Here is a 19,472-nt window from a genome sequence, read left to right as displayed (position 1 = left end):
GCATGTCGTTCAACCTCCGCCACCGCAGCTTCCTCAAGGAGCTCGACTTCACGCCGCAGGAGCTCCGGTTCCTCCTCAAGCTGTCCGCCGACCTCAAGACCGCGAAGTACGCCGGCTACGAGCAGCCGCGCCTGACGGGCAAGGACATCGCGCTGATCTTCGAGAAGACCTCGACGCGGACACGCACCGCCTTCGAGGTCGCGGCGCGGGACCAGGGGGCGCACGTCACCTACCTCGAGCCCACCGGGTCCCAGATCGGTCACAAGGAGTCCATGAAGGACACGGCCCGGGTGCTCGGGCGCACCTTCGACGCCATCGAGTACCGCGGGTTCGGCCAGGACAAGGTCGAGATCCTGGCGGCCCACGCCGGGGTGCCGGTCTGGAACGGGCTCACCGACGAGTACCACCCCACCCAGGTGCTCGCCGACGTGCTCACCATGACCGAGCACTGCGACAAGCACCTGCCCGAGATCTCCTTCTGCTACCTCGGGGACGCCCGCAACAACATGGGCAACTCGCTGATGGTCGGCGGCTGCAAGTTCGGCATGGACGTGCGGTTGTGCGCACCCCGGGACCTCTGGCCGCACGACGACCTGATCGAGACCTGTCGCGGCATCGCCAAGGAGACCGGCGCGCGGCTGACGCTCACCGACGACGTCGACGAGGGCGTGTCCGGCGTCGACTTCCTCTACACCGACGTCTGGGTCTCGATGGGCGAGGCCAAGGAGGCGTGGGCCGAGCGGATCCGCCTGCTCACGCCGTACCAGGTCAACAACGAGGTGGTCGCCCGGACCGGCAACCCGCACGTGAAGTTCATGCACTGCCTGCCCGCCTTCCACAACCGCGAGACGACGGTGGGCGAGGACATCTACCAGCAGTACGGGATGGACGGTCTCGAGGTCACCGACGAGGTCTTCGAGTCCGAGCACTCCATCGTCTTCGACCAGGCCGAGAACCGCGTCCACACGATCAAGGCCGTCATGGTCGCCACGCTCGGGGACTGACGGGACCGGGACGAGAGGAGGACGCGATGCGAGTGGTGGTGGCGCTGGGCGGGAACGCCCTGCTCAAGCGCGGCGAACCGATGACGGCCGAGAACCAGCGCGGCAACGTGCGGACGGCAGCGCCTGCGCTGGCCGACGTCGCGCGGGCGCACGAGCTGGTCGTCTCCCACGGCAACGGTCCCCAGGTCGGACTGCTGGCGCTGCAGGCGGCGGCGTACACCGAGGTCGACCCCTACCCGCTGGACGTGCTCGGCGCGCAGACGGAGGGGATGATCGGCTACGTCCTGGAGCAGGAGCTGCGGAACGTCCTTCCTCCGGAGGAGGAGCTCGCCACCATCCTGACGATGGTGGAGGTCGATCCGGACGACCCGGCCTTCGCCGACCCCACCAAGTTCGTGGGCCCCATCTACTCCGACGAGCAGGCGCAGCGGCTCGAAGATGAGAAGGGCTGGCCGTTCCGCAGGGACGGCGACTCCTGGCGGCGGGTCGTGCCCTCCCCTGCTCCCCGGCACATCTTCGAGATCGGGCCCATCCGCCAGCTGATCGACCGCGACGTCGTGGTCATCGCCGCCGGCGGCGGCGGGATCCCGACGCTGCGGATGCGCGGCGAGGGCGCCGGGCTCGCGGGGGTCGAGGCGGTCATCGACAAGGACCTGGCGAGCGAGCTGCTCGCGCGTGAGCTGTCCGCCGACGTCTTCGTGATGGCGACCGACGTGGACGGCGTCTACACCGGCTGGGGCACGCCCGAGCAGGCCCGCATCGCCACGGTGACACCGTCCGACCTGCGTGCGCTCGACCTGCCCGCCGGCTCCATGGGACCGAAGGTCGACGCCGCGGTGCACTTCGTCGAGTCGACGGGCGGACGGGCGGCGATCGGGAGCCTCCACCACGTGCGCGAGCTCGTCGAGGGAGTGGCAGGCACCCAGGTGGTGCCCGGATGAGGGATGGCCGAGTCAATGACGTGGGAGTGAGGAGAGAGCGATGACAGAGCTGGGAGTCCACTCAGAGGTGGGACGGCTGCGCAAGGTGATGGTGCACCGGCCGGAGCTGAGCCTGCGACGGCTCACCCCGACCAACCACGACGGGTTGCTGTTCGACGACGTGCTGTGGGTGGAGCGCGCCCAGCTCGAGCACGACCGCTTCGTGGCGAAGATGCGCGACCGTGGGGTCGAGGTCTTCCTGCTCCGGGACCTCCTCACCGAGACCCTCGCGGCCAGCGAGACGGCCCGGCAGAGGCTGGTCGAGCTCACGGCCTCGGAGTTCACCGTGGGGGTCTCGATGGTGGACGAGGTGCGGTCGGTCCTGTCCGCCATGCCGCCCGAGACGCTGGCGCGCCACCTCATCGGCGGCCTCACCGTCGCCGAGTCGGGCCTCGACCTCGGCAGGCTGCGCTCGCAGTCGGTGATCGCTGCCGCGATCGACGACGAGAGCATGTTCGTGCTGCCTCCCCTGCCCAACACCCTGTTCACCCGCGACTCCTCCTGCTGGATCTACGGCGGGGTCAGCATCAACCCGATGTACTGGCCGGCCAGGCGGCTCGAGGCCTACAACGTCGCCGCGATCTACCGCTACCACCCGATGTTCGCCGAGTCCGACTTCGAGTTCTGGTATCCCGAGCTCGGGGACGACGACCGCTTCAACGTCGTCGACTTCGGACGCGCGTCGCTGGAGGGCGGGGACGTCCAGCCCATCGGCAACGGGACCGTGCTCATCGGCATGAGCGAGCGCTCCCAGGCCCGGATGATCGAGCAGGTCGCCCGCGCGCTGTTCGCCAAGGGCGGCGCCGAGCGCATCATGGCCGTGGTGATGACCAAGGACCGCGCGCACATGCACCTCGACACGGTCTTCACCATGCTCGACCGGGACGCCGTGACCGTCTATCCCCGCGTGATGGACAACGTGCGCGCGATCAGCCTCCGACCTGGGGTCAACGGCGCGGAGTTCCACGTCACGGAGGAGAAGAGCTTCCTCTCCGCGGTGGCCGACGCCCTCGCGGTGCCCGAGCTGCGGGTGATCGAGACCGGTGGGGATGCCTACCAGCAGGAGCGCGAGCAGTGGGACGACGGCAACAACGTCGTCGCCCTCGAGCCCGGGGTGGTCGTGGCCTACGAGCGCAACACCTACACGATCGCCAAGATGCGCGAGGCAGGCATCGAGGTGGTCACCATCGAGGGCTTCGAGCTGGGCAAGGGTCGCGGCGGGGGCCACTGCATGACCTGCCCCCTCCAGCGCGACCCGCTCTGAGGAGGCGCCATGACGACGTCGCTGCGCTGGGCGGTCGCCGTGCTGGCGGCCCTGCTGGTCGTCGCGCTGCTGGTGTGGGCGCGCGGCGAGGACCACCACCGGGGTGACGACGTCGGCGCGCTCGCACGCGTGCCGTCGGTCGCGGCGGGCCGGTGAGCGGGTCGTGGCGCGCAGGCGTGCGGCGACCAGCGGCCCGAGGCCTCCCAGCCTGCTCGACGCGCTGGCACCGATCGTCGTCCTGATCGCCCTCCTGGCCACGACCATCGTGCTGTTCGGGGTCAGCGCCACGGACGGTCCGCTCCAGGTCGCGCTGCTGCTGAGCGCCGCGTTCGCCAGCCTGGTCGCCTTCAAGAACGGGTACACGGTCGCCTCGGTCGCCGAGGCGGCCGTGGGCGGCGTGACGGTCGCGATGAGCGCGGTCTTCATCCTGCTCGCCGTCGGCTCGCTCATCGGCACGTGGAACATGGCCGGCACGATCCCCACGGTCGTCGACCTCGGCGTCAGGCTGGTCAGCCCGAGCTGGTTCTACGTCACCGCCGCCGCCGTGTGCGCCGTGGTCGGCATGGTGACGGGCAGCTCGTGGACGACGGCCGGGACGCTGGGCGTCGCCTTCGTGGGCATGAGCAACGTCCTGGGCCTCGACGAGGCGGTCGCCGCGGGCGCGGTGATCTGCGGCGCCTACTTCGGCGACAAGATGACTCCCCTGTCCGAGACCACGATCCTGGTGCCCCAGCTCGTCGGCGGCGGACTGACCGTGGGTCAGCACGTGCGCAACATGGTCTGGACGGCGGGACCGGCCCTGGGCATCAGCCTCATCGCGTTCTTCTTCCTCGGCCGGGCGGCCGACACCGAGGCGGAGGTGAGCACCGACCGCGCGCGCGAGGCGCTGGCGTCCGCCTTCGACATCTCCGCCCTCAACCTGCTGCCCCTGCTCCTGCTGGTGGTGCTCGCAGTCATGCGGATGCCGCCGTTCCTCTCCATCCTCGGCTCCGCCGTGTTCGCCGCCGTGCTCGCCCCGTTCCTCCAGTGGGACGCGGTCGTGGCCTTCGTCGACGACCCCGAGCTGGGCAAGGTCGCGACCGCGGTGAAGGCCGGCTACGCGGCGATGGCGTCCGGCTTCGTCAGCGACTCCGGGGTGCCGCAGATCGACGACCTGTTCTCCCGTGGCGGCATGACGAGCATGCTGACCACGATCTGGCTCGTCCTGGGGGCGCTCTCGTTCGCGGCCGTGATGGAGCGCGCCGGCTTCCTCCAACGGCTCCTGGAGCCGATCGTGTCCCGTGCCCGCCGGCGCGGCTCGCTGATCGCCGCGGTCACCGGCAGCGGCGTCGGCCTCAACGTGATCGCCGGCGACCAGTACGTCGCCGACGTGCTGCCGGCGCGGATGTTCCGGAGCGAGTTCGCCCGCCGCGGCATCGCCCCGCAGGTCCTCTCCCGCGCCGTCGAGGACTCCGGCACCGTCACCTCGGTCCTGGTGCCGTGGAACACGTGCGGCGCCTACATGGCCGGGGTGCTCGGCGTCGCCACCGCGGCGTACTTCCCGTTCTGCTTCTTCAACCTGCTCAGCCCGCTCCTGGACATGGCCTACGGCTACCTCGGCTTCAAGGTGCCGGACGCCGCGGAGCCGTGGGAGGACGAGGCACACACAGCGGCCCTGGCCGCCGTCACCGGAGGAGACCACCATGACTGACCCAGCGACCACCGCGGACGTCGAACCCTCGAAGGGGTTCAGGCTCCCCTCGGCGTACACCATCCTGTTCGGGCTGATCGTCGTGATGGCGATCGCGACGTGGATCATCCCGGCGGGCGTCTACGACCTCGACAAGGACGGCAGCCCGGTCCCGGGCACCTACCACTCGGTCGACTCCAAGCCGGCCCGGATCCTGGTCGACTCGCTCACCGCCCCCATCAACGGGCTCTACGGCATCGAGAACGCCAAGGGCAACATCAACTACTACAACTCCGGCGTGCTCTTCGGGGCCATCGACGTGGCCCTGTTCATCATCGTGATCGGTGGGTTCCTCGGCGTCACCATGCGCACCGGTGCCATCCAGGCCGGGATCGGGCGGCTCGTCGCCCGGCTCCAGGGGCGCGAGCGGTGGATGATCCCCATCCTGATGACGGTCTTCGCCCTGGGCGGGACGACGTACGGCATGGCCGAGGAGAGCCTGGCGTTCTACGCCCTGGTCATCGCCGTGATGATCGCGGCGGGCTACGACGCCCTCACCGGTGCCGCCGTGGTGCTGCTGGGGTGCGGCATCGGGACGTTCGCGTCCACGATCAACCCCTTCGCCACGGGCATCGCGTCCGGATTCGCGGGCGTGTCCATCAGCGACGGGCTGGTGCTGCGGCTGGTCATGCTCGTCCTCGGGCTCGCCGTCGGGATCTTCTTCGTGCTGCGGTACGCCGACCGGGTCAAGGCCGACCCGTCGCGGTCGGTGGTCGCCGACATGCGCGAGGAGAACGCCCGGCACTTCAGCGTGGATGCCGGAGAGGGCGGCATCGTCATGACGGGGCGGCAGAAGGCGATCCTGGCCACCTTCGCCATGGCCTTCGTGCTGATGATGTACGGCGTCATCCCGTGGGAGGACCTCGGCCTCTCCCTCCCGACCCTGTGGTGGTGGTTCCCGGAGATGACGGCGTCGTTCATCCTGTTCAGCATCATCATCGGGATCATCGGCCGGATGTCCGAGGCCGACCTCACCGGCGCCTTCGTCGACGGGGCGCGGGACCTTCTCGGCGTCGCCCTCATCATCGGCATCGCGCGGGGCATCACGGTGATCATGAACAACGGGCAGATCACCGACACCGTCCTCAACTGGGCCGAGCAGGCGCTCGGCGACGTGGGGCAGGCCGGCTTCGCCGTCGTGATGTTCCTGCTCTTCCTTCCGCTGTCGTTCCTGATCCCCTCCTCGTCCGGTCTCGCCACCGTCGCCATGCCGATCATGAGCCCGCTGGCGGACTTCGCCGACGTACCGCCCGAGCTGGTCGTCACCGCGTTCCAGAGCGCCTCGGGGATCATGAACCTGTTCATCCCGACCTCGGCGGTGGTGATGGGTGGCCTCGCGATCGCGCGCGTGCCCTACGGGACCTACCTGCGATGGGTCTGGCCCCTGCTCGCGATGCTCGGCGGGCTGAGCGTTGTCGCGCTCGTGGTCGGGGCGCTGGCGACCGCCTAGGCCCTGGAGATGGTCGGCCTAGAGGTCCAGCCGCTCGGTCGACGACGCAGCCGGCTGGGGCAGCCGTGACATCCGCAGCGCCAGGAACAGGCCCAGCAACGCGGCCACCAGCGGCACCAGCAGCGCCACCTGGAGTGCCCGCGGCCGGACGTCGGTGTTGATGCGGACGATCTCGTCGCGCACCTCCTCCGGCTGGCCGGCCAGCTGCTCCTCGAGCTGGGTGTTGCTCATGACCTGGGCGTCGTCCTCCAGCGCCTGGGCGACGCGTTCCTGGTCCGCGGCCGGCAGGACCTCGCTGCCGGTCGCCTCGGCGGTGAACGCCCACGACAGCGTGGCGAGCATGATGGCGCCGGCGAAGGCCAGGCCGAAGGACAGTCCGAACGACCCGGCCGCGGAGTTCACCGCCGCCGCCTCGCTGACCCGCTCCTCCGAGATCGGCGACAGCGTGTAGTTGTTGAGCTGGGACACGAGCAGGCCCAGGCCCGAGCCGACGACCAGGAGCGGAAGGACCATGTCCCAGCCGGAGTCGGAGCGGGGAACCCGCCAGATGAGGACGGAGAGCCCGAGCACGAGCAGGACGAAGCCCCACCGGATGATGCCGCTCGGGGGCCGGCCGACGGCTCGCTTCCCCGCCAGGGCGGAGAGGGCGAACATGCTCAAGGACAGGGGGGCGAGCGAGAGCCCGGCCTGGAGAGCGTTGTACTCCAGGACCATCTGGAAGTAGATCGGCAGCGCGATCATGGCCCCGCCGAGCGCGACCTGCTGGAGCAACTGGCCGGAGACGCCGAGCCGGAAGTACGGCGAGCGGAACAGCCCCGGGTCCAGCAGTGCGGCCGCGCCTCGGCGCGTCCTGCGCACGAGCCACAGGACGAGGCCTGCCATGGCCAGGAGCCCGAGCACGATCAGCCCGGCGACCCGCTCCCCGCCCTCCTGCCACACCAGGATTCCGAGCACCAGGCCCCCCATCCCGAGCACCGAGAGCACGGACCCGACCAGGTCGATGCGTCGCGGACCCGAGTAGGGCACGTCCTTGACCAGGCGCAGGCCCGAGAGCACGACGAGGATGATGACCGCCTCCAGCAGGAAGCCGACGCGCCACGACAACGTGGTGGTGAGCAGGCCGCCGACGAGGGGCCCGACGGCAGCGGCGATGGCGGCCGCCGCGCCGACGAGGGCGTAGACCCGCTTCTGCGCGGCCCCCTCGAAGTTGCCGTGGATCAACGACTGCATCCCCGGCAGGAGCAGGGCCGCGCCGATCCCGCCGATGATCGCCCAGAAGACGATGATCGCGGTGAGCCCCTGGGCGAGGGTCATCGCCAGGGCACCCAGTCCGTAGCCGCACAGGCCGAGCGCATAGGCCCGCTTGCGCCCGATCAGGTCACCGACCTTGCCGCCGATGAGGATGAAGGCCGCGGAGACGAGGGCCTCCAGCGCGATGGCCGACTGGACCCCGCTGACCGTGGCGTCGAGGTCCGTCACCACCGCCGAGATCGACACGTTCATGAGGGAGGTGTCGACGACGAGCACGAACATGGCCATGGCGAGCAGGACGGCCAGGCGGCGGTTGAAGGGCACCTCGACGGCACCGGCCTCCGACCCTGCCATGGTGCCTCCTCCCGTCTCCGCGGCACTCCCCGGGCTCCCGAGACGGCTGCGTCAGCATAGGAACGCCGCAGATGCCCGCGGACCACCCGCCGCGGGTGAGGTGCGACCGTCCGCGAGGCGCCCACGATCGAGGTCTGGTCGACCGACGAGCGGCACCAGGGACCGAGGCGATCTGTGGGAAGGAGTCCGGGTCATGACCCGTTCACGTGGAGTGCTGCGAAGGACGCGGCGGCGCCTGGCCGCCGCCGGGCTGGTGGTGGCTCTGGTCGCGACCGGGGCCGGGTGCGGGTCCGACGACGACGGCGACTCGGCCGACGAGCCGACCGCCGCCGAGTCGTGGGCCGATGACCTCTGCACCAGCGTCGGGGCCTGGACGACGACGATGGAGGAGGCGCGCACCACGCTGTCCGAGCCGCGCGAGCTCAGCGCCGCCGACCTCGAGGCCACGATCGACCAGGTCAGCAGCTCGACCTCCACGCTCGTCGGTGACCTGGGCGACCTGGGGGCCCCCGACACCGAGGCCGGCGACGCCGCGCAGGAGCGGCTGACGGCCCTGTCGGACGAGATGGAGAGCCAGTCCGCGGTGGTCGAGGAGGCCGCCGGGTCCGAGCCGGGCAACCTGCAGCAGCTGCTGGACCGCGTCTCGACCGTCACCGGCGCCGCGGCCGCCATGCTGTCGGAGGCCAAGGCGGCCGTCGCCGACCTGCGGGAGCTCGACGGCGCGCAGGAGCTGCAGGACGCCATCGAGGGCACCGCGTCCTGCCAGGACCTCCGCGGCTGAGGTCCGCGGCCGGGCCCGGCTCACCCGTTCGGGGTGAGGCAGGGACGGGGGCGCCTTGCGGATGCTGAGCCATGGACTTCTGGGAGGTCGTGGGGCTGCTCGTCGCAGCCTTCGTGCTGGCGGCGTACATCGTCGTTCTCTTCGAGGTGGTTCGCGACCTGCTCCGGGACCGCGACCTCACCGGCTGGGCGAAGGCGCTGTGGCTCGTCGCGCTCGTCTTCCTGCCGATCCTGACGACGATCGTCTACGTGGTGGTCAGGGGCGGCACGGGGACCGGGCCGTACGGCGGCGACGTCGCAGGGAGCGCCGAGGCGCGGCAGGCGCAGTACGCGCGGTCGGTCGCCTCGCCCACCGAGGAGATCTCCCAGGCCAAGGCCATGTGGGACAGCGGCGTGCTCGACAAGGCCGAGTTCGACGCCCTCAAGATGAAGGTCCTGTCGTGACCGGCGCGCGGCCCCGGCCGAGGACCTGAGGGGCGGGAGGTCGTGCCCGGGTCGAGCGGGCGGCGGGTGGACGAGCCCGCGCCCGACGTGCTCCTCGGTGTGGCGGGGCTCCTCGTCGAACAGCTGGGGAGGGCCGGCCACCTGGTCGCGCGGGGCGCGCGGCCCGGGGTCCTGCTCGTCCTCGACCCGCCGTTCGTGCCGACGGCCAGGCGGCCGATGCGGCTCGTCGAGGCCCTGGCCCGGCGCGGGCGGGCCGAGCGCGCCGCCGTCGGGCGTGGCCTCGACCGCCTCGTGGCGACCCGCGTGCCGGCGCTCGTCGACCACGTGGCCGTGCTCGTGCCGCTGACCGACCTCGTCCGCGAGCACGTGGACCTCGACGCCCTCGTGGCGTCGGTGGACCTCGACGCCGTCACGGAGGCGATCGACCTCGACGCGATCGCCGCGCGCATCGACATCGAGGCCGTCCTGGACCGCATCGACCTCACCGACCTCGTCATGAAGCGGGTCGACCTCGACGCGATCGTCCGCAGCGTCGACCTCGACGCCGCGGTCCGCGGGGTCGACCTCGACGCGATCCTGGCGAGGATCGACCTGGAGGCCCTGGCCAACGACGTCATCGCCGCCATCGACCTGCCCGAGATCATCCGCGACTCCAGCGGCTCCCTCACCTCCGAGACGGTCCGCAACGTGCGCATGCACAGCATCGACGCCGACCGCGCGGTCGACAAGGTCATCGAGCGGCTCAAGGTCCGCCGGCACCCGCGACCCGGCGACGTGCACCCCGGCGGTGCCCCGACGTGAGCACCCAGCCGCCTCCGGACGGGGACATGACCATCCCCGTCGAGGCGCGCGCCCACCAGGGACGGGAGGCCGGCATCGTCAGCCGTCTGCTCGCCGCGGGCCTCGACCTCGTGGTGGTGACGGTGGTGCTCGTGGCGACATACGGCGGCTGGTGCGTGGCCCTCTTCGTCCTCCGCCCGAGGTCGTTCACTTTCCCCCAGCCGTCCTCGGAGCTCGTGTTCGTCGCCTACGTGCTCGTCGCCGTGGCCTGCCTCGCGCTGCCCTGGTGGATCGACGGCCGCTCCTACGGCCAGCACGTGATGGGCCTGCGGGTGACCACCCTCGACGGCGAGCTCATGCGGCTCCCCCGCGCGGTCCTGCGCGCACTGGTCTGCGTCGCCTTCCCGCTCGGACTGCTCTGGGTCGTCGTCAGCCGACGGGACGCCGCGCTGCACGACGTGCTCCTGCGGACGACGGTCCACTACGACTGGACGACGTGGAGGGACCGCTGAGGGGGCTGTCCGCGGCATCAGGCCACCTCGACCCGCGCCTCCTCCTGCTCCCGATCACCACGGATCCTCCTGCCGAGCCACCCCGGGTCCATGGCGAGGACCTGTCCGAGGACGGCGGTGACGAGGACGCAGAAGGCCACGACGTACAACCAGGCCAGGTAGGTGAACGCCACGCCGATCGAGCCGTAGCGCTCCGCCGAGACGTCCAGCGCCCGCGGGAGCCACAGCGCCGACGCCGGGCGGACGGCCAGCATCACGGCCGCGAAGAGCAGGGCCCCGGGCACCAGCCGCCGGAGTCCGACGGCTCCCGACAGCAGCAGCCACGGGACCAGCACCATGATCGCCGTGTCGAGGCACAACGCCACGACGCGCTGCCAGACCCCGCTCGGCGGGACCGCGGCGGCGTACTGGCTCAGCGCGCGGACCACGACGAGGGAGAGGGCCAGCGAGACGACGACGGCCAGCCACCGCCACGCCGAGCGCAGCGAGCTCTTGGGTCGCGGCAGCAGCCAGATGGCGGCGAAGGCCCGGGTCAGGGCGCGCGACAGGCTGGTCGCGGACGCCAGCACGATCAAGGCGCCGACGACGCCGAAGGTGGAGCCCCCGGCCTGCTCGAGCGCCTCGTCGAGGACCTCCCGGGACTCGTCGGGCATGTCCACGGCGTCCGCGATGGCGCCGGAGTCGGCGGCGCCCAGGATGCTGGCCAGCAGGATCAGGATGGGGAACACCGAGGTGAAGAACTGGGCGGCGATGGTCATCGACCGGTCGAACACCTCGATCCGGATGCAGGACGCCGCGCTGCGCAGCGCCACCCGCCCCGGCCACCGGTGCAGCAGCCGGACGAGCACCCGCTGCACGCGCAACGGCATGCGCTCGAGGACCTCGGCCAGCGCCGCCTCGCCCGCCGTGTCCTCCCTCATCCCCGATGCCTATCGCAGCGGTCGCCGCCGCTCCTCACCCGAACAGGATGAGGCCCTCGTCCCCGGGGCCGGGGAGCATCTGACCCAGCGCCCCCCGACGACGTCGACGCAGGGAATCGGACATGACGGGACCGAACGACGCACCACCCCCGACACCGGACACGGCACCGGAGGCCGCGCCGCCGGCCGCGACACCATCAGCCCGTGCGCCGGCGGACGCCGAACGGCCGTCCCGCGCCAGGGCGATCGCAGCCGGTCTCTGCCTCGTCCTCGCGGCACTGCTGACCGTGCCGGCGGGACTCGCCTACTGGGGCCAGCGCACCATCAACGACGGACAGCGGTACGTCGACACCGTCGGCCCCCTCGTGGACTCGCCCGAGGTGCAGGCCGCCGTCGCGACGAAGGTGACCGAGGCGATCCAGAAGCAGGTGGACGTCGAGGCGATCCTCAACGAGGTCTTCACCGACGTCATCACCGACCGCCCCCGCCTGCAGGCGCTCGTGGGACCGCTCTCCGGTGCCATCAACGGACTGATCGACTCGCAGGTGCGGGAGTTCATCGCCTCGGACGCCTTCGAGGACTTCTGGGTGGCGGCCAACACCCGGGCCCAGGCCCGCATGGTGCAGCTGCTCAAGGGCGAGGAGGCCGGGGCGCTCTCGATCCAGGGCGACGAGGTCGTCCTCGACGTCTCCGAGGTCATCGACCAGGTCAAGCAGCGCCTCATCGCACGGGGGCTGACCATCGTCGAACGGATCCCGGTCCCCGACGTCGACAAGCAGATCGTGCTTCTCGAGGCTCCCCAGCTCGAGCAGGCCCGCACGATCTACGCGTTCTCCAACCCGATCGCCCAGTGGCTCATCCTCGTCGTCGCCGCGCTGTACGTCGTCGCCTACGTCCTGGCCCGCAACCGCCCCCGGATGGCGACCGCGATCGGTGCCCTCGTGGCCGCCAACGCGCTGCTGCTCGGGCTGGCGCTCTCCGTCGGTGAGCAGCTCTTCGTCAACCACCTCTCCGGCACCGTCTTCGGCCCGGCGAGCCGGGTGTTCTACGAGCAGCTCCTCTCCTACCTCGACCGGGGCCAGCAGGTGCTGCTCTGGCTGGGCCTGGTCCTCGTCCTCGCCGGTCTGTTCGCGGGCCGCAGCGCCCCGGCCGTCGCCGCCCGGTCGACGGTTGCCGGTGGCCTGGAGTCGGTGGGCGGCCAGCTCGCGCACGGTCGCACCGGCCGCGCCGGGCACTGGGTCGCCGCCAACGCCGGCTGGCTGCGGTACGCCGTGGGCGCCCTGTCCGTCGTCGTGCTGCTGTGGGGCAACCAGGTCTCGATGTCGCGGCTGCTGTGGGCGGTGGTGCTCGTGGTCGTGCTGCTCGCCGTCGTCCAGGTCCTCGTCGGGGCCGGCCGGGGACGCCGCTCGGTCACCCTCCCCGGGTGAGGCGCCCTGCGCCACGTCGTACGAGGGTGGGCACCGGACGCTCGACCGCGCCGCGCTGAGAGGGGACGCCAGATGTCACACACCACCACGCCAGGTCCGCACGGAGTGCAACCCACGCAGGTGACTGCCTGGGTCGGCTGGATCGCCTTCGCGGGCGTCATGATGGCCCTCGTGGGCTCGTTCCACGTCATCCAGGGCCTCGTCGCCCTCTTCCGCGACGAAGTCTTCCTGGTCGGCAGCAGGGGACTCGTCGTCAACGTCGACTACACCGCCTGGGGCGTCACCCACATCATCGGCGGCGCCGTCCTCGTGGCCGCGGGCGTGTGGGTGTTCCGGGGGAAGGTGTGGGCCCGCACGGTCGGAGTCGTGATGGCGATGCTGAGCGCGGTGATCAACATCGGGTTCCTGGCCGCCTACCCCATCTGGTCCGCCATCATGATCGCCGTCGACGTCATGGTGATCTGGGCGCTGACCGTCCACGGCGGCGAGCTCAAGGACTAGTCGCGTCGCCTCACCCGGCGACCGTCACGGACTCCCCCACGCCCAGCACCACCGGCCGGCAGGGCGGCTCCAGCGCCGCCTCGAACGCCGGCCCGGCCGCATCCATCCAGCCCCGGGGCCGATCCCGGCCGCCGGGCAGGTGGAGCGTCGCCCAGTGGTAGGGAACGGCGCAGCGCGCACCGACCGCGCGACATGCCTCGGCGGCCTCGTCGGGGCCCAGGTGCCCCGCGGACAGCCGCGGCCCCCAGCCGCCGACGGGCACGATCGCGACGTCGACCGCGGCGCCGGCCAGCCGCGGGAGCTCCACCAGGCCGGGGAAGAGCTCGGTGTCCCCGGCTATCCACACGACGCCCGACGACGACCTCACCAGGTGACCGTTGGCGGCGTTGGGCCGGTGCGGCATCGGTCTCGAACGGTGCACCGCTGGGACGAGGCGGACCTCGACCGACCCGTCTCCCACGCGGATCCACCCACCGCCATCCGGGACCTGCGCGAGGAGTCCCTTGCGGCGTACCCACCGCGCGTTGTCGCCGGCGGTGATCACGGGCACCCCGGGGAGCATCCGCAAGGACCGGACGTCGGCGTGGTCGAGGTGCAGGTGCGAGAGGAGGACCGCACTCGTGCCGGCCCACGTCGCCGCGTCCGGGGGCGGCGTACGACGACGCAGGACGCCCGCGTGCGGCCGCAGGAGGGGGTCGGACACGAGGCGGGTGCCGTCGACGTCGAGGACGACGGTGGCGTGTCCCAACCAGGTGACGTCGATGCTCACCGGCGCGCTCCGTCCACCACGGTCGGAAGTCAACGCGTGCCGGTCCCCCGTGGCGTCACCCGGTCCGGGTGAGGAGCCTCGGGCGCTCCTCCGCGACAGTTGACGCGTGAGCACCGGCGTGAGCGAGCCGACGTCGCGCGGACGCTCGGCGTGGCGCCTGAAGCGCCTTCGCGGCGCCGACGTCGCGAGGCTCGTCGCGTCCTGGGCGCTCAGCTTCCTGGCGCTCCTCCTCACCGCCGAGCTGCTGCCGGGCTTCACCTACGACTCGTGGGTGCCCCTCGCCGTGGCTGCGGCAGTCACCGGTGTGGTGGGCATGGTCGTGCGACCTGTCCTGGTCCAGCTGAGCGCGCTCATCGGCTGGCTCGCGGTGGCCCTGGCGACCCTGTTCGGCCAGGCCGTCATCATGCAGCTGGCGCTCGCCCTCGTTCCGGGCGCGCAGTTCGACTCGTTCTGGACCGCCGTCGCCGCCTCCTGGATCAACGCGGCCTTCGGGACCCTGCTCGCCTGGCTCATGAGTGCGGGGACCGACGAGTCCTTCGTCGTCGGCCTGCTGCGCCTCCCTGCCGCGGAGGTCGCGGACCGCGACGTCGACGGTGTCGTCTTCGTCCAGCTCGACGGGGTGTCCTTCCCGGTGATGCAGTGGGCCCTGCAGTCGGGCACCATGCCGACGCTGCGTCGATGGGTGGACGACGGGTCCCACGAGGTGCGCGAGTGGACGGTGCAGCTGCCGTGCACCACCCCGGCCAGCCAGCAGGCGGTCCTGCACGGGACCTCCGACGGCGTGCCCGCCTTCCGCTGGTACGACCGGGAGCTGGGCCGGGTGCTCGTCGCCAACCATCCCCAGGACGCGGCCGTCATCGAGGCCCGGGCGTCCGACGGCCGGGGGCTCCTGGCCGACGACGGCGTCTCGATCTCCAACGTCTTCTCCGGTGACGCGCCCCGGGCGGCGATGACCATGAGCCGGCTGGAGCCCACCCGCGGGTCGCGCCGCACCCGGCGGGTGGTGGCCCACTTCCTGCTGCGCCCCGACGGCCTGTCGCGCAGCCTCTACCGCACCCTGGCCGAGGTGGTCCGCGAGCGCTTCCAGGCCGTCCGGCAGGTGCGGCTGCGGGTGTACCCCCGCGTGCACCGCTCCTGGACGTTCGCCGCCCTCCGCGCGTTCAGCAACGGCCTGCTGCGCGACCTCAACACCGAGATGGTCGCCGAGGAGATGATGCGCGGCGCCCGCAGCGTCTACGTCGACTACGTGGACTACGACGAGGTGGCCCACCACGCCGGGGCGACCAGGATCGAGTCGCTCGCGGCGCTGACCGGGCTGGACCGGGTGCTGGCGGCACTGGAGCAGGTGGCGGAGCGGGCCCCGCGCCGCTACCACTTCGTGCTCCTGAGCGACCACGGCCAGGCGCAGGGCGAGCCGTTCGCGTCGCGGTACGGCACCGAGCTCAGCGAGCTCTGCGCGTCCCTGACCCACTCGGAGACCACGGGGGTCGAGGGGAGCGTCGAGGGCTGGGGACGGGTGGACTCGGTGCTGGAGGACATCAAGCCGACGGGGTCCGACAGCGCCGGCACGAAGGCGACCCGTCTCGTCGACCGGCGCATCAAGCCGGAGGAGACCGCGGACGGCGCCGACCTGGTGGTCCTCGGGAGCGGCAACCTCGGCCTGGTATACGTCCCCGGACCGGAGCGCCTGAGCCTGGAGGAGATCGAGGCCCGCTGGCCCTCCCTCGTGCCCGGCCTCGCGGGCCATCCGGGCATCGGCTTCGTCGCCGCCCTCGGCTCCCGCGGGCCCGTCGTCATCGGCGAGAAGGGACGGCACGAGCTCGTCAGCGGCGTCGTGGAGGGCGACGACCCGCTGCTGCCCTTCGGGGACCATGCGGCCGGGATGCTGCTGGCGGCGACGTTGATGGGTCGGGCTCCGGACCTCTACGTCAACAGCGCCCTGGACGCCGGCACCCTCGAGGTCGGCGCCTTCGAGCCCCTCGTCGGGTCGCACGGGGGCCTGGGCGGGTGGCAGGACCGCGGCTTCCTCCTCACCCCGACCGGGTTCACCCCCACCGGTCCGCTCGTGGGCGGCGTCCAGGTGCACCACCACCTGGTGGGGATCCTCGACTCGCTGGGCCACCGGACGAGCCTGCGCAGGAGCGTCCCATGACGCTGTCGCGCAACGTCACCGTGCTGATGGCCACCGCCGCCATGGTCGTCGTCGTGGCCGGGCTCCGGTCGGCCTCCGACATCGTGGGCCCGGTGGTGCTGGCACTGGCGCTGACGATCGTCTTCCACCCGCTCCGCCGCGGCCTGGAACGGCGGATGCCGGGGTGGGCGGCGTCCGTCGTGTTGCTGGTCTGCGTCTATGCCGTGATCCTCGGGCTGGCGCTCTCGCTGCTGGTCTCCGCGGGACGCCTCGCCGCGCTGGTGGCGGAGTACGCCTCCGAGGCGGACGACCTCGTGGCGAACGTGACCGGCTGGCTCGCCGACCGCGGCGTGGGCAGCGACCAGACCGACGCCGTCGCCGGGTCCCTCGACGCCTCGCAGCTCGCGGACACGGTCACGTCCCTGCTCGCCGGCTTCGGTGCCCTCCTGTCCAACTTCTTCTTCCTCGTGACGCTGCTCTTCTTCCTCACCTTCGACGCGGCGCAGGTGCCGCGACTCGTCGACCACGTTCGCGACCACCGGCCCGAGCTCGTCACGGCGCTGTCGTCCTACGCCAGCGGGACGCGCACCTACCTCGGTGTCTCGGCCGTCTTCGGCCTCATCGTCGCCGTCATCGACACGGTCCTCCTGTGGGCGATGGGCGTCCCCGGCGCCTTCGTGTGGGGCGTGCTCGCCTTCGTCACGAACTTCATCCCCAACATCGGGTTCGTCATCGGCCTCGTGCCCCCGGCCATCATCGCGCTCCTGGAGGGCGGTCCCGGGCTGGCACTCGCGGTGGTCGTCGTCTACTGCCTCGTCAACGTCGTCATCCAGTCGTTCATCCAGCCCCGCTACGTCGGCAACGCCGTCGGCCTGTCGACCACCCTCACCTTCCTGTCCCTGGTGTTCTGGACCTGGGTGCTCGGCCCGCTGGGCGCGCTCCTGGCCGTGCCCATGAGCCTGCTCGCCAAGGCGCTCCTCGTCGAGGCCGATCCCGCGACCCGCTGGATGGAGCCGCTGGTCAGCGGTCACCCCGACGAGCATCCCGACGCCCGGCCGGTGGAGGTCCAACCCGGACAGGCTGCGCCCGGGACGGAGCCGACCGCGGCGGGGACCGAACACGCCGCGGACCCCGAGCCCCGCTCCCCGTGACTCACCCGGTCGTGGAGATGAGCCAGACGCCCTCGATCACCAGACCGTGGGACTCCAGCAGGGCGACGAGCCCGGGCAGGTCGTCGGCAGCCGCCCACAGCGTCGTGCACGCGACCGCTCCGGCGCTGCACTCCAGGCGCAGGGCGCGTCGCAGCACCGGCCCGAGGGCACCCTCGACGGTGACCTCGTAGACCCCGCCGGCACCGACCGGTCGAGCACTCACTGCCCCACCGTCCCCTCCTCGTCCTGCCCGGCAGGCGCGCTGGGTGTGGGGGGCTCGACGCGACGCCGCACCTCCACCACCTCCAGCCCGAACGCCCGCAGCCGCGCGAGAAGACCGTGGAGCTCGGCCTGGTCCGCGAAGTGACCCAGGAGCGATGTCCTCACCTCGTGGGAGACGACCTTCACGGGGTCGAGCAGGGGCACCAGCTCATCGGGCACGAGGCCGCTGACGCGTACCTCGAACACCTGACACGCGTCCTCCCGTCCGGCAGCGCGGTGGGGTCCAATCCGGGGTCCTGCGCCTGAGGCCATCTCCATCATCCGCCGTCCCTGCTTCGCGCCATTGGTGGGGAGTCTGGGCGGTCCACCGGGTGCGGGCATCGTCCCGGACAGATGATTGACGGCCTCCGACAGGCGCCCGGGTCACCCGCGAAGGGTGACGCCGGTCGTCGCGCGCGGGTGCATGCTGACGCGCACGGCCGGAGCAGGAGGGCCGAGCGAGGAGGGTGAGATGCGTCAGCAGGCCGATCCCAGGTCCCTTGCCGGCACCGCGGTCGACGCCGGGACCCTGCGCGACGTGCTCGCCGGGACGGTGCTGGGGGCCGGGTGGATGTGCGCGGCGGTGACGTGGAGCTGGCTCCCGCTGGTGTCCGTGACCGCCGTCCTCGTGCTCACCCTGTCCGTCACGGTGGCGGTGCTGACCGATGCCACGCTCGGGCCGGTCCGCGTCGTCGCGCTCGGTACCTCGGCGACGCTGTGGATCGTGGGGGCGACCGGTCTGGTCACCGTCCTCAGCTGGACAGGGCTGCTCCTGCTGCTTGCCGTCGTCGGCTCCTCGACGACGGTGCGGACCCTGCTGCCGCGAGTGCTGCGGCGGCGTACGACGCGTGCCCGAGCCGGCCGGACACCCTCGTGGACACCCCCCTGGTCGCCCTCGCCGGGTCCGTCCGTGGCGTCGCCGGTCCAGGCCGAGCCCGACGTGGTGGCACTGGACGACGAGGCGCTGTGCCTCGCGTGGCGGCAGAGCTACATGCGTCTGCGTGGGCCGGCGACCACGGCGACCCGCCTGGCCATCGTCCGCCGGCGACAGGAGTACCTCGACGAGCTGCAGCTGCGTCACGGGGAGGCGTTCGCGCGGTGGCTCGCCACCACCACCTGCGCCTCGAGCGACCCGCTGCCCTACATCCGGCGTGAGTCGCGCAGGCGCAGGCGCCGCCGCTCGTCCCGACGGTGAGCGAGCCGCACGTCGGCCGCGTGCCGACCACGCCGCGGCGCTGGAGGGTCGGACTGCTCGTCGTGCTCCGGATCATGCTGACCTGGACGGCGCTGTCGGCGGCCTACTTCTTCCTCCCGACCCCGGAGCGTGCTCCTGACGCGCGGTGGATGGCCGTCCAGCTGCTGGTCTTCCTGGTGGTCGGGGCGTTCCAGGTGCCGGCCATCATCCGTTCGAGGTACCCCATCGCCCGAGCCGTCGAGGCGCTCGCGCTGACGGTGCCGCTCTTCCTGCTCATCTTCGCCCGCATCTACCTCGAGACGTCGCTGCACGACGCCGGAGCCTTCAGCGAGCCGCTGGACCGGACAGCCGCCCTCTACTTCACCGTCACCGTCTTCACCACCGTCGGCTTCGGGGACATCGTGGCCGAGACCAGCAACGCACGGTTGATGGTGGTCGTCCAGATGCTGCTGAACCTGGTGGTGCTGGGCGCCGGCATCAGGCTCCTGGCCTCCGCGGCACGGCGTGGCGTCGCGCGCCGAGGAGGCGTGCCCGACGGGCCGGGGACGACCGCAGGTCACCCGTAGTGG

21 protein-coding genes are annotated in these 19,472 nt (G+C 71.8%); 16 read left to right on the top strand and 5 right to left on the bottom strand.

What is annotated here, in order from left to right:
• The first annotated feature begins 2 nt into the window (after positions 1 to 2).
• The 6 genes from argF to DAI17_RS03490 are packed head-to-tail and all read left to right on the top strand — an operon-like array spanning position 3 to position 6,427.
• On the top strand, positions 3 to 1,004 hold the full coding sequence (argF, locus tag DAI17_RS03510; RefSeq protein ID WP_107771463.1) for an ornithine carbamoyltransferase: 1,002 nt from the start codon (positions 3 to 5) through the stop codon (positions 1,002 to 1,004).
• A gap of 26 nt (positions 1,005 to 1,030) precedes the next feature.
• Positions 1,031 to 1,945 carry a carbamate kinase gene (gene arcC / locus DAI17_RS03505; protein WP_107771462.1) on the top strand — a complete coding sequence of 305 codons (915 nt, stop codon included), beginning with the start codon at positions 1,031 to 1,033 and terminating at the stop codon, positions 1,943 to 1,945.
• 40 nt (positions 1,946 to 1,985) lie between these two features.
• Positions 1,986 to 3,248, top strand: a complete 1,263-nt coding sequence (locus tag DAI17_RS03500) for an arginine deiminase (RefSeq protein ID WP_107771461.1) — start codon at positions 1,986 to 1,988, stop codon at positions 3,246 to 3,248.
• Positions 3,249 to 3,257: 9 nt separating this feature from the next.
• A complete protein-coding gene (locus DAI17_RS20850) occupies positions 3,258 to 3,404 on the top strand; it encodes a hypothetical protein (RefSeq protein WP_159081332.1) in 147 nt (48 codons plus the stop codon).
• 7 nt (positions 3,405 to 3,411) lie between these two features.
• Positions 3,412 to 4,938 (top strand): Na+/H+ antiporter NhaC family protein, encoded by a 1,527-nt coding sequence (locus tag DAI17_RS03495; protein WP_107771460.1) that lies wholly within the window; start codon positions 3,412 to 3,414, stop codon positions 4,936 to 4,938.
• On the top strand, positions 4,931 to 6,427 hold the full coding sequence (locus DAI17_RS03490) for a YfcC family protein (RefSeq protein ID WP_107771459.1): 1,497 nt from the start codon (positions 4,931 to 4,933) through the stop codon (positions 6,425 to 6,427). Before DAI17_RS03495 ends, DAI17_RS03490 begins: the two co-directional genes overlap by 8 nt.
• 18 nt (positions 6,428 to 6,445) lie before the next feature.
• On the opposite strand, the gene DAI17_RS03485 is transcribed toward DAI17_RS03490, so the two are convergent.
• The gene (locus DAI17_RS03485; protein ID WP_107771458.1) at positions 6,446 to 8,032 is read right to left on the bottom strand and encodes an MFS transporter; all 1,587 of its coding nucleotides are present in this window, start codon (positions 8,030 to 8,032) and stop codon (positions 6,446 to 6,448) included.
• Positions 8,033 to 8,225: 193 nt separating this feature from the next.
• Between DAI17_RS03485 and DAI17_RS03480 the strand changes: the two genes are divergently transcribed.
• From DAI17_RS03480 to DAI17_RS03465, 4 genes are all read left to right on the top strand, one after another.
• The gene (locus tag DAI17_RS03480; RefSeq protein WP_159081331.1) at positions 8,226 to 8,813 is read left to right on the top strand and encodes a hypothetical protein; all 588 of its coding nucleotides are present in this window, start codon (positions 8,226 to 8,228) and stop codon (positions 8,811 to 8,813) included.
• A gap of 71 nt (positions 8,814 to 8,884) precedes the next feature.
• The gene (locus DAI17_RS03475) at positions 8,885 to 9,256 is read left to right on the top strand and encodes a PLDc N-terminal domain-containing protein (RefSeq protein ID WP_107771456.1); all 372 of its coding nucleotides are present in this window, start codon (positions 8,885 to 8,887) and stop codon (positions 9,254 to 9,256) included.
• A 66-nt stretch (positions 9,257 to 9,322) separates the two neighbouring features.
• Complete coding sequence (locus tag DAI17_RS03470; RefSeq protein ID WP_107771455.1) at positions 9,323 to 10,057, top strand: hypothetical protein; 735 nt, start codon at positions 9,323 to 9,325, stop codon at positions 10,055 to 10,057.
• A gap of 26 nt (positions 10,058 to 10,083) precedes the next feature.
• On the top strand, positions 10,084 to 10,548 hold the full coding sequence (locus tag DAI17_RS03465) for an RDD family protein (protein WP_107771454.1): 465 nt from the start codon (positions 10,084 to 10,086) through the stop codon (positions 10,546 to 10,548).
• Between the two features lie 17 nt (positions 10,549 to 10,565).
• Here DAI17_RS03465 and DAI17_RS03460 read toward each other — a convergent pair whose 3' ends face one another.
• Positions 10,566 to 11,468, bottom strand: coding sequence for a YihY/virulence factor BrkB family protein (locus DAI17_RS03460; protein ID WP_107771453.1), 903 nt, complete (start codon positions 11,466 to 11,468; stop codon positions 10,566 to 10,568).
• A 122-nt stretch (positions 11,469 to 11,590) separates the two neighbouring features.
• On the opposite strand from DAI17_RS03460, the gene DAI17_RS03455 reads away from it, so the two are divergent.
• Positions 11,591 to 12,895, top strand: a complete 1,305-nt coding sequence (locus tag DAI17_RS03455) for a hypothetical protein (protein WP_159081330.1) — start codon at positions 11,591 to 11,593, stop codon at positions 12,893 to 12,895.
• Between the two features lie 120 nt (positions 12,896 to 13,015).
• Complete coding sequence (locus DAI17_RS03450) at positions 13,016 to 13,396, top strand: DUF7144 family membrane protein (protein WP_199904914.1); 381 nt, start codon at positions 13,016 to 13,018, stop codon at positions 13,394 to 13,396.
• Positions 13,397 to 13,406: 10 nt separating this feature from the next.
• Here DAI17_RS03450 and DAI17_RS03445 read toward each other — a convergent pair whose 3' ends face one another.
• A complete protein-coding gene (locus tag DAI17_RS03445; RefSeq protein ID WP_107771450.1) occupies positions 13,407 to 14,165 on the bottom strand; it encodes an MBL fold metallo-hydrolase in 759 nt (252 codons plus the stop codon).
• Between the two features lie 106 nt (positions 14,166 to 14,271).
• Between DAI17_RS03445 and DAI17_RS03440 the strand changes: the two genes are divergently transcribed.
• Positions 14,272 to 16,317 carry a phage holin family protein gene (locus DAI17_RS03440; protein ID WP_107771449.1) on the top strand — a complete coding sequence of 682 codons (2,046 nt, stop codon included), beginning with the start codon at positions 14,272 to 14,274 and terminating at the stop codon, positions 16,315 to 16,317.
• Entirely contained in the window at positions 16,314 to 17,447 is a 1,134-nt protein-coding gene (locus DAI17_RS03435) for an AI-2E family transporter (protein ID WP_199904913.1), read from the top strand. The genes DAI17_RS03440 and DAI17_RS03435 overlap by 4 nt, the downstream gene beginning before the upstream one ends.
• A gap of 1 nt (position 17,448) precedes the next feature.
• On the opposite strand, the gene DAI17_RS03430 is transcribed toward DAI17_RS03435, so the two are convergent.
• Both DAI17_RS03430 and DAI17_RS03425 read right to left on the bottom strand, forming a co-directional pair.
• On the bottom strand, positions 17,449 to 17,670 hold the full coding sequence (locus DAI17_RS03430; protein ID WP_107771448.1) for a hypothetical protein: 222 nt from the start codon (positions 17,668 to 17,670) through the stop codon (positions 17,449 to 17,451).
• Positions 17,667 to 17,915 carry a hypothetical protein gene (locus tag DAI17_RS03425; protein WP_107771447.1) on the bottom strand — a complete coding sequence of 83 codons (249 nt, stop codon included), beginning with the start codon at positions 17,913 to 17,915 and terminating at the stop codon, positions 17,667 to 17,669. Before DAI17_RS03425 ends, DAI17_RS03430 begins: the two co-directional genes overlap by 4 nt.
• A gap of 265 nt (positions 17,916 to 18,180) precedes the next feature.
• Between DAI17_RS03425 and DAI17_RS03420 the strand changes: the two genes are divergently transcribed.
• Positions 18,181 to 18,903: a hypothetical protein gene (locus DAI17_RS03420; RefSeq protein ID WP_107771446.1), complete on the top strand. Its 723-nt coding sequence runs from the start codon at positions 18,181 to 18,183 to the stop codon at positions 18,901 to 18,903.
• Positions 18,900 to 19,469, top strand: coding sequence for a potassium channel family protein (locus tag DAI17_RS03415; RefSeq protein ID WP_199904912.1), 570 nt, complete (start codon positions 18,900 to 18,902; stop codon positions 19,467 to 19,469). The genes DAI17_RS03420 and DAI17_RS03415 overlap by 4 nt, the downstream gene beginning before the upstream one ends.
• The last annotated feature ends 3 nt before the right edge of the window (positions 19,470 to 19,472 follow it).

The organism is Nocardioides sediminis (assembly GCF_003047295.1).
Taxonomy (GTDB): Bacteria; Actinomycetota; Actinomycetes; order Propionibacteriales; family Nocardioidaceae; genus Nocardioides; species Nocardioides sediminis.
Note: the sequence above shows the minus strand (reverse complement) of the source record. Positions and strands in the feature narration are given on the sequence as shown.

What these genes read in the sequence shown, in the direction of transcription:
- DAI17_RS03435 (WP_199904913.1), top strand. Translation starts at nt 16,314, where the DNA reads ATGACGCTGTCGCGCAACGTCACCGTGCTGATGGCCACCGCCGCCATG.
- DAI17_RS03485 (WP_107771458.1), bottom strand. Translation starts at nt 8,032, where the DNA reads ATGGCAGGGTCGGAGGCCGGTGCCGTCGAGGTGCCCTTCAACCGCCGC.
- DAI17_RS03480 (WP_159081331.1), top strand. Translation starts at nt 8,226, where the DNA reads ATGACCCGTTCACGTGGAGTGCTGCGAAGGACGCGGCGGCGCCTGGCC.
- DAI17_RS03455 (WP_159081330.1), top strand. Translation starts at nt 11,591, where the DNA reads ATGACGGGACCGAACGACGCACCACCCCCGACACCGGACACGGCACCG.
- arcC (WP_107771462.1), top strand. Translation starts at nt 1,031, where the DNA reads ATGCGAGTGGTGGTGGCGCTGGGCGGGAACGCCCTGCTCAAGCGCGGC.
- DAI17_RS03460 (WP_107771453.1), bottom strand. Translation starts at nt 11,468, where the DNA reads ATGAGGGAGGACACGGCGGGCGAGGCGGCGCTGGCCGAGGTCCTCGAG.
- argF (WP_107771463.1), top strand. Translation starts at nt 3, where the DNA reads ATGTCGTTCAACCTCCGCCACCGCAGCTTCCTCAAGGAGCTCGACTTC.
- DAI17_RS03490 (WP_107771459.1), top strand. Translation starts at nt 4,931, where the DNA reads ATGACTGACCCAGCGACCACCGCGGACGTCGAACCCTCGAAGGGGTTC.
- DAI17_RS03420 (WP_107771446.1), top strand. Translation starts at nt 18,181, where the DNA reads ATGCGTCAGCAGGCCGATCCCAGGTCCCTTGCCGGCACCGCGGTCGAC.
- DAI17_RS03465 (WP_107771454.1), top strand. Translation starts at nt 10,084, where the DNA reads ATGACCATCCCCGTCGAGGCGCGCGCCCACCAGGGACGGGAGGCCGGC.
- DAI17_RS03500 (WP_107771461.1), top strand. Translation starts at nt 1,986, where the DNA reads ATGACAGAGCTGGGAGTCCACTCAGAGGTGGGACGGCTGCGCAAGGTG.
- DAI17_RS03475 (WP_107771456.1), top strand. Translation starts at nt 8,885, where the DNA reads ATGGACTTCTGGGAGGTCGTGGGGCTGCTCGTCGCAGCCTTCGTGCTG.
- DAI17_RS20850 (WP_159081332.1), top strand. Translation starts at nt 3,258, where the DNA reads ATGACGACGTCGCTGCGCTGGGCGGTCGCCGTGCTGGCGGCCCTGCTG.